This is a genomic window from Cupriavidus sp. (assembly GCF_057315035.1).
In genome coordinates this window covers 98,242-110,784 of sequence record NZ_DBHKYV010000019.1, presented here as the reverse complement: position 1 = coordinate 110,784, position 12,543 = coordinate 98,242, and the positions used below count along the sequence as shown (strand labels likewise).

The window sequence follows — 12,543 nt, the reverse complement described above, 5'->3', positions numbered from 1 at the left end:
TTATCCGCGTACGCGTCCGTTGTGCTTGTCGCGGTAGATCTTGCCGCTGGCGTGGTTCTCGGCGCGGTTCACGGCTTGCTGCTCGCCGGCGCTGACATGGCCATTGCGGCCGGCACGCGCTTCGGTGCGATCGACGTGCGCCTCATTGCGTTGCAGTTGCGCGGTCTCGCGGTTGGTCAGCGATCCGTTCTGCACGCCATTGTTGATACGCGTCTCCTGGTTGATATTGCGCTGCACATCGGCCTGCATCCGTTGCGACGACACACTGCCCGGGTTGCCCACCGCACCATTGTGCTTGTCGCGCGAGATATCCTGGCTCACGCGATTTTGCGCATTCTGGATCCGCGCCTGCTCCTGCGGTGAAACCCGGCCGTTACGTTCGGCATTGGCCTGCATGCGATCCACCTTGGCTTCCTGCTTTTCCAGGCTCGACGCTTCATGCGTGGTTAGCGCACCGGATTGCAAACCGTTCTCGATGCGCTGCTGCTGATTGACATCGCGTTGCGTGTCATGCGCGACCGCGCCGGTTTGCGCGCTGGCAATGCCAGAGAATGCAGCGGCGATCAGGCCGGCCAGAAGAATGGAAGTGCGCTTCATGTTGGTGTCCTCCGAGTGGGTATCGTTTGCTGGTCCACGTTGTCAGGGTCATTGCCCTTGCCTCCAGTAATGCGGCAGGACCCGTGCAGGAAGACACTCAGTCTGTAAGCCGTGTAACCGGGCATTTCCGGAGCGGGGGAGATTGGCTGCATGTCAGGTCGGCCAGACAGGCAAGTCTAGACAACTGTCAACGCCGAACGCTGCGCATTCCCTAGCTTGGATGCTGCTGGCCTGCTCCCTAGAATCGACAGATCGTCCATTGCAGGACGGCCATAACGAAACCTACGCGGGAGACAGCCAGCCATGTCGCATCCAGATTGGAAAACAGGGAGCAACGCAACAGTCAGTACGCGACGACGCCAGGCGCTCGCCGGCGTTCTCGGGCTCGCGGCGGGACTGCCTGCCATCAGCAAAGGTGCGAGCAGCGGTGCGGCACCCGCCGCGCGCGCCATATCCGGCCCGATAACGTCGCAAGGCCGCATCGATGTCCACGCGCACTATATTCCCGAGCAGTACCGCGCGGCGCTCGAGGCCGCCGGACATGGCAAGCCATCCGGCATGCCAGCCATTCCGATGTGGAGCGCCGCGCGGCATGTGGCGATGATGGACCACCTCGACATCGCCACCGCGATGCTGTCGATCTCCGCTCCGGGCCTGCATTTTGGCGACGATGCCGCCGCGCGCCGGCTCGCGCGCTACTGCAACGAGGAAGGGGCCAGCGCCGTGCGCGCACACCCAGGCCGCTTTGGCCTGTTCGCCGCGCTGCCGTTACCCGACGTGGCCGGCTCGCTCGGCGAACTGCACCATGCGTTCGACACCTTGCATGCGGACGGCGTCGTGATGGAGTCGAACTACCACGGCATCTATCTCGGCGACGCGCGCTTCGATCCAGTGTTCGCCGAGTTGAACCGTCGCAAGGCAACCGTATTCATCCATCCCACCGACCCGTACTGTGCATGCTGTCAGGGTCAGGATGCCGCCGCGTTGCCGCCGCTCGGCTATCCCTACCCGATGATCGAGTTCATCTTCGATACCACCCGGGCGGTCTTCAACCTGATCCTGAGCGGCACGCTGGAGAAATTTCCAGACATACGCGTCATCGTTCCTCACGCGGGCGCGGCAATCCCGGTGCTGGGCGCACGCGTTGCGGCCATTGGCAGCCTGTTGAAACTGGGCCATCACAAGATGCGCGTCGACGACGCGATCCGGTCACTCTACTTCGATCTGGCCGGTGTGCCAGAGCCCGTTGCACTGGGCGCGCTGCTCCAGGTTGCCGACCCCGCGCGCATTCTCTACGGCAGCGACTATCCTTTCACGCCCGACCCGGTCGCCGCCGAGCTGGCCGCCGTGCTCGACCGGTCCCCGCAGATCCCGCCGGCACTACAGCGCGCATTCATGCGCGACAATGCACTGGCACTCTTCCCGCATCTCAATCGCAGCTAGCCCACAACTAGCCGCAGAAATGCAAACGGACGCCACCAGGGGCGTCCGTTCCGATAACCGTCGCCACTCAGAACGCGACGTTGTCTTTCCCCTTCAATCCCAGCATCGCGCGCGCTTCGTCCGGCGTGGCTACCGCGTAGCCGAGTTGCTCGATGATCTGACGGATGCCGGCCACCTGCTCAGCATTACTCGTCGCCAGCTTGCCCTTCGCCATCCAGAGGTTGTCTTCCAGTCCAACGCGCACATTGCCGCCCATCAGCAGCGATTGCGTCACGACACGGGCCTGCTGAGACCCGGCGCCCAGCACCGACCAGACGTAGTCGTCCTTGCCAAACAGGCGGTCGGCCGTGCGCTTCATATGTGCGATGTCTTCCGGATGCGCGCCGATGCCACCGCGAATGCCAAACACCGACTGGATGAACAGTGGCGCCTTCAACAGTCCGCGATCCAGGAAGTGTGCCGCCGTGTACAGGTGGCCAATGTCATAGCACTCGATCTCGAAGCGCGTCTCGTTGGCATTGCAGGCGTCGAGTATGTGCGCAATATCGCGGAAGGTATTGCGGAAGATACGGTCTTCGCTGGCCTCCAGGTATGGGCGCTCCCAATCGTGACTGAATTCCTTGTAGCGACCGAGCATTTCGTACAGGCCGAAGTTCATCGAGCCCATGTTCAGCGAAGCCACTTCAGGCTTGAAGCGCGCGACCGGCGCCAGCCGCTCCTCGATCGACATGGTTGGCGCGCCGCCGGTCGTGAGGTTCACCACCACGTCGGATGCAGCGCGGATCGCGCCAAGGAATTCGCCGAACAAGGCTGCGTCCTGGCTAGGTATTCCGGTCTTCGGATCGCGTGCATGCAGGTGGACGATGGCGGCCCCGGCTTCGGCCGCCCCGATTGCCGAAGTGGCAATCTGCTCCGGCGTAACCGGCAGGTAAGGCGACATCGACGGCGTATGGATCGAGCCGGTAATGGCGCAGGTGATGATGACTTTATTGGACGTCGACATGAAGATGCCTTTGATAAGAATCTGACGGGAGTAAAGCGACCTGCATCGCGTTCAAGCCTCGGAGTTCTGCACAAACCACGGCGGCAGAGCCGGCCCCCACTGGTGCATCGAGTCCTCGGGGGCGTGATCGCCCGCAGGCCACTTCACGCCGGCCGAGATATAGTCCATGTCGGCCGAGTACTCGCAGAACGATCCCCACGGATCACGCACGTAGTGGAAGAAGTTCGAGCCAAGCACGTGGCGCCCGGTGCCCCAGCCTTCGGTGAAGCCTGCCGCAGCCATCTGCGCGGCACCCTGCCCGACCTGATCGATGCTCGCCACATCCCAGGATGCGTGGTGCCACCCCTTCGCCGGGCTTGCCGCAAATGCCACCAGATGGTGGTCGCAGCCGTGCGGGGCATGCGTGAACGCCACCATGTCGCCCGAGCGGTCCGACAGGCGGAGTCCGAGCGCGCGTTCGTAGAAGTCCAGCGCACGCGATACGTCGGGCGTGAACAGCGCAACATGCGAAAGCCGTCGTGGACGCACGGTAGTCACCTGGTTACGAAACAGCGCACCGCGCGCGTCGGCGCCTGCGTGCACATTGTCGAGCGCCGGCTTGGCCGACGGACTGGTCTTCGGCCCGACCCTGACCTGTACGAGGTTGCCATCGACATCGTAAAACCACAGCCCATGGCCCGATGCATAGGGCGCGTTGTCGGCGAACTGCACGCCGGCCGCTTCCACCTGGCTGCGGATCGTCTCGAAATCTTCCTCGTAGCAATGGAAGCTCAGGTAGGCCAGTTGGCGACGCTCGCCAGGGAAGAAGCGCGCCCAGACCTGCTCATCGGATGTCATCGCGTCCAGCCGGTCGCCGTGGTCCACCACGGTGAGCCCGAATGTCGCATGGAAATGACGTGCTTCCTCCAGATCGGGCACGACCAGCGCATAGTGGCCAATGGAATGCACCGCGGCGCATTGGGTATCGTTGTTCATGACGGCTCCTGAGGTTCAGACGATCTCGTCGACAATCGGATTGCGCAGCGTCGCAAAGCCCGTCAGGCTGACTTCGCAAACGTCTCCGGCACGCATCACGAGTTTCGGCTCACGCGCCCAGCCCACACCGCTCGGCGTGCCGGTCACGATCACGTCACCAGCCTCGAGCGTCAGCGCTTCGCTGAGCGTGGAAATCAGCGTGGCCACATCGAAGATCAACGTATCGGTACTGGCCGATTGCACGACCTGGCCGTTCAGGCGCGTCTCCAGGGTCAGTCCTCGCGCACCGGGCGGCACCTCGCTGGCCGTCACCAGTTCCGGGCCAAATGCACCGGTGTCATCGAAGTTCTTGCCCATGGTCCATTGCGGCGCAAGAAACTGGTATTCGCGTACCGAACCATCGTTGAACAATGCATAGCCCGCGACATGGCGCAAGGCGTCATCCTTATGGATATGCCGGCCGCCAGACTTCAGGATCACGGCAAACTCGCCTTCGAAGTCCAGTGAGTCGGATACACGCGGGCGTACGATCGGCTGGCCATGACCGGTCAGGCTGGTGTCGTAGCGCGGAAACATGGTTGGATACTTCGGTTGCTCGAGCTTGCTCTCGCGCGTGTGGTCAGCGTAGTTGAGGCCGACGCACAGCAGCTTCGGCGGATGTTCAAGCACAGGCAGGAAGGTCACGTCGGCATCGGTCACCAGCGCGCCACCGGCAACGCTGTCGGCCCAGGTCTCAAGATCAACGCCGCTGGCGAGCAGCGCTTCGACAGGCATATCGCCAAGCACGCGGATCTTGTCACCGTCGCGGACGCCGGTCTGTTTCTTGCCATCGAGAATGAATCGGAGGTATCGCATGAGATGTCTTTGTCTTGTGTACTGTGTGGAAGGGGGAGGATCAGTCGGTACCGGCCAGCCAGGCTTGTTCGCCATCGATCAGCGGCTGTACGGTGTCGGGACGATCGGCGCCGGGCAAGTCGAGGCGCGGCTGCTGACCGATATCGGCCAACAGATAGGACAGGAATCGATAAGCCGGACGGTATGTGGCAAGCTTCGCTGCATCGAGCTCGATGCGCGCCGACGGATTCATCACCGCCAGTCCGTCGCGCAGATAGACAATGCCCATGCGCGCGATGCGCCAGGCTCCCGCGCGTCGCTCGACACATTCGTGCAGCCGCGCATGCGTGGTGACTTCTACCTCGGCACCTTCAAGCTGGGCGCGCACCACTACCGCGCAAGGCGTCTGCGCCAGCGCACGGTCACCGTTGAGCGTGACCAGCGTCGGCCCCATCTGGTGCGCCGAATGCCGCCCCGCCTCGTACATGCGGCGTGACGCCGCGACAAAGTCGGGACCACTGCCGTGGAACCACGACACGTCCACCACCGAATCGAGGTGATAGGTGTCGAACATGCGCGACCACTGCGCCTGATCGCGCGCGGCGCGCTCGGTCTGCACGATTTCGGTAATCTCCGCCTTGTCGAGCATCTGGAGCATTGCTTGCAGTCTTTCTTGCATGACGATCTCCTTATCCGGCCTTGCGCGGTGCTGGCATGGCTTCCGGCTGCGGCTCGACCACGCCGAGATACACGCGCATCTGGCGCACCTTGAATGCCAGCACTGCTGTCACAAGCGCGGTTGCAGCCACCAGATACATCGCCGCTGCGCCGCCATACGCCCGCACCAGCCATGCAAGCACCAATGGCGTGAAGCCCGCGAACAATGCCGCGCCCACGTTATAGGGCACCGCATAGCCGCTCTGCCGCACATGGGTCGGAAACAGCGCCGACAGCAGTCCCGGCACCAGCGCAACCACCGATCCCAACGCCACGCCTGGCAACGCAAACAGCAATGGCAGCGAACCCTGCCCCGCCAGCACCGCGGGCAGCCACTGGAAGAAGCCAATCGATGCCACCAGCATGGCAACCGCGCCGATACCAAGCGAACGGGACCAGCCAAGCGCATCGCTTGCGCGTCCCCAGAACGGCATGGACACGCATAGCGCGAACGACCCCCACATATTGGCCTGCAGCGCTTCCTGGCGCGGTACGCCGTACTGCGTGGCCAGCAGCGTTGGCATGTACTGGAAGAAGACCGTGGTGCCGATGGCCATCGTGAAGCCGAGGCCAAGACCAAACAGGCAGGCATCGGCATGCTGGGTCAATACGATCCGCACCGGCGTGGTCTTCGCAAGCTGGCGTGACTGCTGGATCCCGGCATAAAGCGGCGACTCCTCAAGCTGTCGGCGCAACCACGCAGCGGTCAGGCCGAATGCGCCACCCACCAGGAACGGCAAGCGCCACGCCAGCGAAGGCATGCCGGTATGACTGGCGATATACGCCGACAACGCCGCCGCTCCGGTTCCCAGCAACAGGCCGGCCAGCACGATGCCGTGCATGGTTCCACTTGCGGTACCGAGTCGCGACGGCGATGCATGTTCCGACACGAACACAGCCGCGCCGGGAAACTCACCGCCTACTGCGCAGCCCTGCAATGCACGCAGCACCAGCAGCGCAATCGGCGCCAGCACGCCAACCTGTTCATAGGTCGGCAGCACGCCAATCAGGAAGGTCGGCACGGCCATCAGGATCAGCAGGAAGATGAACATCTTCTTGCGGCCAAGCATGTCAGCGAAATGTGCCAGCACGATGCCCGCGACGGGCCGCACCAGATAGCCGATCGCGAAGATGCCGAGCGTCTGCATCTGGCTGACCCACGGTGAAACATTGGGTGGGAAGAACGCTTCGCTGATCGCCGCGGACACGAACAGGAAGATCACGAAATCGTAGTACTCGAGCATCGCACCAAGCGCGGCCAGGCCGAGCGTGCGTGCCTCCTTGCGATGAAGCATGGTTTGTCTCCTCGTTTCACCACCGTCTGGGCGCGGTGGTTTCCAATCGGGATTGGCCCGGCCCATGCCGGGCTGCGTATCCGCTTACACGTGACAGGGCGGTGGACCAGCCAGACGTCCATACCGACCGCCATAAAAAAGCAAGGGGTTGACCGCTTCGTTCTCGTTAAGCGCCAGCACCTCGGCGACATAGAGCTGGTGGTCGCCGGCAGGATGTACGTCGACTACCTTGACAATCACATGCGCCAGGCCCTCCGGCAGATATGGCGTACCGCAATCGTGCGTTGCCATGGCACCAAGTCCCTCGCATGCCTTGCCACCGAAGTGCGCGCTCAGGTCCTCCTGGTGTTCGCCAAGGAAGTTGATGCCGAAGCGGTCACCTACCCCTACCGATGCACAGAACCGCGAAGCATTGCGCGCCGATACCAGTACCAGTTGCGGTTCCAGCGACACGGACATGAACGCGTTGGCGGTCATGCCCGCAGGCTCGCCATCACGCAGCCAGGTCACCACGGTCACGCCCGTGGCGAACTTCCCCATGACCCGCCGAAAGCTCGACGGATCGCTGATTGCAGTTGTCATGACAATGCACTCCCGTTCTCAGACCAGTGGTGTGTTCGGCGTCTGGCCGCACAACATGCGGCCATACAGTTCGAGATTGGTCGCCGTGCAGACGATGCCGTGCAGGTTGGCCACGCGCGCGTCGCGCCACACACGGTTGAACGGATTACGCGCACCGGCCAGCGAGCCACCCGAGGCACTGGCCAGAATGTCCACCGCATCCCAGATCGTCTTGCTGGCGTAGCCGGTATCGCGACGAATACGCGCGCGCGTCAGCGCGTCGGGCATGGTGCCGGCCCTGGCGTGCGCATCGATCTCGTCCACGCAACGCTCCACCACCAGCCGCGCCGCGTCGATCATCGATGACGCTTCGCCCACCTGCAGATGCGTGACGGCCGCCTCCGACTGCTTTTCGTACCACGTGTACTGGATGCCGCGCCCCGGCAGTTTTTCGAGGAACATCTCCTGTGCCGCGCGCGCGATGCCCAGCGCGGGAAACACAAGAATGATGGCTGCCACGGGAATGAAGGCCATGCGGTACAGCGCCTCGTCGTCACCGAACTGCGAGAGGTATTCGCCGGCCAGGATCGATGACAGTCGCGCCACGCGTGAATCCGGCACGAACTTGTTCTTGACGATCACCGAGGTACTGCCGCTGCCTCGCAATGCGATGGTGTCCCAGTCATTGCCGAAATCGAGCTCGGTCGTGGGAATCAGCGCCATGCCCTGGTCCACGACGTTGCCAGCTTCGTCGACCAGCGGAATGCCAAGCAAGTCCCACTGAGCGTGGTAGACACCGCTGTTGAAGCCCCACATGCCCTCTTCGATCAGATAGCCACCTTGCACGCGCTTGACCACGGCCTTGCGCGGAGACAGCACGCCAGCCGTGCGCACCTTGCCGCCCGAGCCAAACACTTCGTCACGCGCCGACTGCGACAGGCAGCTCGCCGCCATCCAGTTGCAGACGTTGATCAACGCGCAAGCCCATGCCGCAGAACCATCGCCACGCCCCACTTCGCTGACCACTTCCATGTAGGTGCGCAGCGAGGCCTGCAACCCTCCTGCAGACTGCGGCACCATCATGTCGAAGACGCCGGCAGCGTCGAGTTCGGCGATGATCGAGTCGGGAAGACGTGCCAACGTATCGACCTCGGCAGTGCGTGCGCGCAGCGTCGGCACCATGGCCTTGACGCGGCGCAGCAGGTCTGCGCGTAGTGCTTCGTCGGATACGCCAACGGTCTCGGTGGAACGGAGTTGTGCTACGGATGCCAGCGTCATGAAGTGTCTCCTCTTGTGTTCGATGCGCCAGGATGGCTGCAAGAATGACGTTTTCGTTATTGTATAAACGGAGTCGATTCGGGCAAGATAGGGTTTTCGGCCGCTTCGGCATGAACATCCGTCACTGCAACGAACCACGAACAACCCACAACCAACAACACTCAACGAAGAGAGGATTTCAACGTGCCCCCGCTCACCTTCGTCCCTACCGAACGAGAAGACCATCGCACCGTTGCCGCACGCAAGAAGCGGGAAATCATGCGCACGCGCATCCTGCGGGCGATCATGGTCCTGTATTCCGATCGTTCGAAGATCTCCACTTCCATCGAGGACGTGGCGCGCGAAGCCGATATTTCGCGGGGCACGTTCTACAAGCACTTCACGTCGCTGGACGAGGCGCTGATCGCAGTGGCCCGCGAAGTGACCGACCAGATGACGATGGACATGCTGCCGATCTACGATGCGGTAGCCGATCCCGTGAACCGCGTGAGCACGGGCCTGCGCCTGTTTCTCACGCGCGCGCTGACCGACCATCGCTGGGCCGCGTTCGTACTGCGTGCGGAGTTGGTAGCGCAGGAGTCGGTCCTGCTCAAGTACATGATGAAAGACCTGCGCGCAGGCGCACTCGATGGCGTGATGGAGTTCGACAACCTGCAGGCCGCCGCCGACTCCGTGATGGGCGCGACGATCGAGGGCATCCGCACGATCCTGCTCAAGCGCACCAAGGACCCCGCACAGTACATCGACAGCACGATCCGCATCACGCTGCGCGGCCTGGCCGTCGACAAGCGACGTGCACAGAAGGCCGCCGACACATCGCGCGAACTGGTCGACGCACTGCCCGAAAGTGTGCGACAGACCTGGCGCGCGCAAGCCTGAGCACAAGCATCTAGTGTAGAAACCAGGACGCCACAAACAAGGCAGGGAATGTTCGCGTGCTGGCGTGCACAGTTGTCACAATGACGATTGTGTACGCCCAAGGCTGCGCATTCCCTATCTTGTCGCCGGGCTCCCGTCTTACAAGAATTGACACATTGTTGATTCCTGCCACGCGTCGGCAGGTATCGCAGAAGAGGGCTGCCACAGAAGCGCCCCGCCAACAGTCAACCAGAGACGAGGAGACCATCATGAGAAAGACCGTCGCCGTGGCCGCGCTTACGCTGGCCGGGGCCAACACCGCATTCGCACAATCCAATGTGATCCTGTACGGCGTGGCCGACATGGGCATCGAGTACGTGAACCACCTGGGCAATGTGCCGACGGCTGCCAACGGCTTCAATCCCGGCCCCGCGCACGATGTCGTGCGGCTCTCATCGGGATACCGTGCCGGATCGCGCTGGGGCATGCGCGGCACCGAAGACCTTGGCTCCGGCTGGAAGACGGTGTTCACGCTCGAGAGTGGCTTCAGCCTCGACAACGGCACCCAGCAGCAGAACCGCCTGTTCGGACGCCAGGCCTATGTCGGCCTGAACAGTGCAACGTATGGGCAGATCACATTCGGTCGGCAGTACACCTCGATGTTCGAAGGACTGGCCAACTTCTCGCCGACCGCATACGGTGGCTACGAGCCTGCCGTACTACAGTCGGGCGCGGCCTTCCGCGAAGACAATATGGTGAAGTACACCGGGCGCTTCGGCGCTGTGACCGCGCTGGCGCACTACTCGTTTGGGACTGGCCTTGCGTTGCCACAGGTGGTGGGCGCCGGCGTGGCGGTCGGCGGCAACGGCGAGGTACCGGGCAGCGCGCGGCGCGACAGTGCATACGGCGCGGCACTCGCCTACAACGGCAATCGCTTCGGCCTGGTGGCAACCTATGATCAGGTGAACCCGACCATCGGCAGCAGCAGTGGTACTTTCCGCAAGGCAGCGGTAGGCGGCAGCTATACGCAAGGGCCGTTCATGCTGATGGGCGGTTATCGCTGGGGACAGAGCAAGGGGCCGGCGGGCAACACCATCCAGCGTGACGACTACTACTGGCTGGGCGTGAACTACCAGTTCCAGCCCGCGCTGTCAGTGACGCTCGAATATACCTATGACAACCTTCGCAATGTGTTCGGCAATACCAGCCAGCCAAACCCTTGGCAGATCATGCTGCTGGCCAGCTATGCGCTGTCGAAACGCACCGAGCTTTACCTGTCGACGGCGTACTCGAAGAACGCCGGACTGATGATGGACTCTGGCGTTACCACGTATGCCAATACGCTGGCGCTGGGCAACAGCATGGTGCTTGGCAACGGCAAAGACTCGATGGTGGGTGCGGTGCTTGGCATTCGACATATCTTCTGAATGTGCACGGGCGAAGGGAGCCTCCCTCCCCTCGCCTTGCACATTGCCGAGCGTCTGGATCAGTTGGCCGCGCTCCCCAGTGGCGGCATCACGTGAGCCGGGATCGGGCACACGTATGGTTTGCCGCCGAGGCGTTCGTCGAGCTCCTGCCGCGCGGCAACCAGCAGGTCCGGATTGCGGAACAGCTCCATGGCCGAACCCGCCATGGCCTTGGCGGCCAGCAGCATGCCTTTATGGGCCACCGAGCTCTTGCCCTGGGCCACCCATTGCCACGAGTGCGGCGACGTACCGAACGCGAAGCAGGCGGTCATGCACTGCGCCGTGGGCGTAACCCAGCTGACATCGCCAACATCGGTGGACCCATGCATGCGTATCGGCCGCTTGCTATCGAGCGCTTCCACGCCGTCGAACAATGGCTTCGGATTCTTCCACGCGCTTTGCAGCATCTTTCCGGCCATCTCTATTTCCTCGGGGCGCGTGGTACCGTGCATCGAGGCCGCAAAGCCGAGTTCGTCGTTGCTATAGGACGGCACGCCGAAATGCGTGAGCTGACCATGCATGACGCGGTTCAGCACATCGTTGAGAACCAGGTTCGAACACGCGGAATGCAGTTCGATCTGCATCTCGCAACCGGTCATCAACGCCGCACCACGCGCGATATTGCATACGCGTTCATACAGTTCGGAGGCATCCTCGTTACGCGGCGCGCGAATCATGTACAAGGCTTCGGCCTTGGGTTGCACGACATTGGGCGCGACGCCGCCAGCATCGGTGATCGCATAGTGCACGCGTGCATCGGGAATCATGTGCTCGCGCAGGAAGTTGGTGCCGACGTTCATCAGTTCGAGCGCATCGAGTGCGCTGCGCCCAAGATGTGGAGAAGCCCCCGCGTGCGCCGATACGCCGGTGAACCGGAAATAGGCCTGGACGACCGCCAGCGATTCAAGATTCATGATGCCGTTGAAGACCCCGGGGTGCCAGGTCAGCGCCGCGCCCAGATCATCGAACAGGCCGGCCCGTGCCATATACGTCTTGCCCCAGCCACCCTCCTCCGCCGGGCAACCATAGAAGCGGACCCTGCCGGGCACGCCGGCATCTTCGAGCATCTGCTTGACGGTGACCGCTGCCAGGTGGGCGCTGGTGCCAAGCAGATGGTGTCCGCAGCCGTGGCCGTTTCCGTTCGTGATCTCCGACGATGGCTGACAGCTTGTTGCCAGGCTCTGCTGGCTCAGGCCGGACAACGCATCGAACTCCCCGAGAATGCCGATCACGGGTCCATCCGTGCCGGCTTCCGCGACGAACGCGGTCGGAATTCCCGCCACGCCTTCACGCACCGCGAAGCCCGCTTCCCTAAGGTATTCGACATGCAATCGCGCCGAATCGCGCTCCTGATAACCAAGCTCCGCGTAACGCCAGATTTCGTCGGACAGGCTCGCGTAGCGCTGCCCATGATCGTCGACGAACCGGTTGATGCGTTCCTCATTCATGTGTGACTCCTCTTGTTGTTACGGGGGAAATAGGCAACGGGCGAGAGGTGACCAGATGACCGGCGTGG

12 protein-coding genes are annotated in these 12,543 nt (G+C 62.8%); 3 read left to right on the top strand and 9 right to left on the bottom strand.

All coding sequences use genetic code 11. The annotated features are described in order from the left end of the window. Complete coding sequence (locus ACO550_RS21980) at positions 1–597, bottom strand: hypothetical protein (protein ID WP_315594775.1); 597 nt, start codon at positions 595–597, stop codon at positions 1–3. A 303-nt stretch (positions 598–900) separates the two neighbouring features. On the opposite strand from ACO550_RS21980, the gene ACO550_RS21975 reads away from it, so the two are divergent. Then, a complete protein-coding gene (locus ACO550_RS21975) occupies positions 901–2,040 on the top strand; it encodes an amidohydrolase family protein (RefSeq protein ID WP_315594776.1) in 1,140 nt (379 codons plus the stop codon). A gap of 67 nt (positions 2,041–2,107) precedes the next feature. Here ACO550_RS21975 and kce read toward each other — a convergent pair whose 3' ends face one another. From kce to ACO550_RS21940, 7 genes are all read right to left on the bottom strand, one after another. Beyond that, positions 2,108–3,043, bottom strand: coding sequence for a 3,5-dioxohexanoate:acetyl-CoA acetone transferase (gene kce / locus ACO550_RS21970; protein WP_315594777.1), 936 nt, complete (start codon positions 3,041–3,043; stop codon positions 2,108–2,110). A gap of 51 nt (positions 3,044–3,094) precedes the next feature. Continuing rightward, complete coding sequence (locus tag ACO550_RS21965) at positions 3,095–4,018, bottom strand: VOC family protein (RefSeq protein ID WP_315594778.1); 924 nt, start codon at positions 4,016–4,018, stop codon at positions 3,095–3,097. A gap of 15 nt (positions 4,019–4,033) precedes the next feature. After that, positions 4,034–4,873: a fumarylacetoacetate hydrolase family protein gene (locus ACO550_RS21960; RefSeq protein WP_315594779.1), complete on the bottom strand. Its 840-nt coding sequence runs from the start codon at positions 4,871–4,873 to the stop codon at positions 4,034–4,036. A gap of 40 nt (positions 4,874–4,913) precedes the next feature. Next, entirely contained in the window at positions 4,914–5,531 is a 618-nt protein-coding gene (locus ACO550_RS21955) for a nuclear transport factor 2 family protein (protein WP_315594780.1), read from the bottom strand. A gap of 10 nt (positions 5,532–5,541) precedes the next feature. After that, entirely contained in the window at positions 5,542–6,864 is a 1,323-nt protein-coding gene (locus tag ACO550_RS21950; RefSeq protein ID WP_315594781.1) for an MFS transporter, read from the bottom strand. Between the two features lie 84 nt (positions 6,865–6,948). After that, the gene (locus ACO550_RS21945; RefSeq protein ID WP_315594782.1) at positions 6,949–7,446 is read right to left on the bottom strand and encodes a flavin reductase; all 498 of its coding nucleotides are present in this window, start codon (positions 7,444–7,446) and stop codon (positions 6,949–6,951) included. An 18-nt stretch (positions 7,447–7,464) separates the two neighbouring features. Continuing rightward, a complete protein-coding gene (locus ACO550_RS21940) occupies positions 7,465–8,703 on the bottom strand; it encodes an acyl-CoA dehydrogenase family protein (protein ID WP_315594783.1) in 1,239 nt (412 codons plus the stop codon). A 183-nt stretch (positions 8,704–8,886) separates the two neighbouring features. Here ACO550_RS21940 and ACO550_RS21935 point away from each other — a divergent pair, with 183 nt between their 5' ends. Both ACO550_RS21935 and ACO550_RS21930 read left to right on the top strand, forming a co-directional pair. After that, the gene (locus ACO550_RS21935) at positions 8,887–9,582 is read left to right on the top strand and encodes a TetR family transcriptional regulator (RefSeq protein ID WP_315594784.1); all 696 of its coding nucleotides are present in this window, start codon (positions 8,887–8,889) and stop codon (positions 9,580–9,582) included. A gap of 248 nt (positions 9,583–9,830) precedes the next feature. Continuing rightward, positions 9,831–10,988: a porin gene (locus ACO550_RS21930; RefSeq protein WP_315594785.1), complete on the top strand. Its 1,158-nt coding sequence runs from the start codon at positions 9,831–9,833 to the stop codon at positions 10,986–10,988. A 59-nt stretch (positions 10,989–11,047) separates the two neighbouring features. Here the strand turns inward: ACO550_RS21930 and ACO550_RS21925 are convergent, their stop codons facing one another. Next, complete coding sequence (locus ACO550_RS21925) at positions 11,048–12,475, bottom strand: amidohydrolase (protein WP_315594786.1); 1,428 nt, start codon at positions 12,473–12,475, stop codon at positions 11,048–11,050. Positions 12,476–12,543 lie beyond the last annotated feature (68 nt).

Bases quoted from the DNA above. Each gene is read 5' to 3' on its own strand.
- ACO550_RS21980 (WP_315594775.1), bottom strand. From the start codon at position 597: ATGAAGCGCACTTCCATTCTTCTGGCCGGCCTGATCGCCGCTGCATTC.
- ACO550_RS21975 (WP_315594776.1), top strand. From the start codon at position 901: ATGTCGCATCCAGATTGGAAAACAGGGAGCAACGCAACAGTCAGTACG.
- kce (WP_315594777.1), bottom strand. From the start codon at position 3,043: ATGTCGACGTCCAATAAAGTCATCATCACCTGCGCCATTACCGGCTCG.
- ACO550_RS21965 (WP_315594778.1), bottom strand. From the start codon at position 4,018: ATGAACAACGATACCCAATGCGCCGCGGTGCATTCCATTGGCCACTAT.
- ACO550_RS21960 (WP_315594779.1), bottom strand. From the start codon at position 4,873: ATGCGATACCTCCGATTCATTCTCGATGGCAAGAAACAGACCGGCGTC.
- ACO550_RS21955 (WP_315594780.1), bottom strand. From the start codon at position 5,531: ATGCAAGAAAGACTGCAAGCAATGCTCCAGATGCTCGACAAGGCGGAG.
- ACO550_RS21950 (WP_315594781.1), bottom strand. From the start codon at position 6,864: ATGCTTCATCGCAAGGAGGCACGCACGCTCGGCCTGGCCGCGCTTGGT.
- ACO550_RS21945 (WP_315594782.1), bottom strand. From the start codon at position 7,446: ATGACAACTGCAATCAGCGATCCGTCGAGCTTTCGGCGGGTCATGGGG.
- ACO550_RS21940 (WP_315594783.1), bottom strand. From the start codon at position 8,703: ATGACGCTGGCATCCGTAGCACAACTCCGTTCCACCGAGACCGTTGGC.
- ACO550_RS21930 (WP_315594785.1), top strand. From the start codon at position 9,831: ATGAGAAAGACCGTCGCCGTGGCCGCGCTTACGCTGGCCGGGGCCAAC.
- ACO550_RS21925 (WP_315594786.1), bottom strand. From the start codon at position 12,475: ATGAATGAGGAACGCATCAACCGGTTCGTCGACGATCATGGGCAGCGC.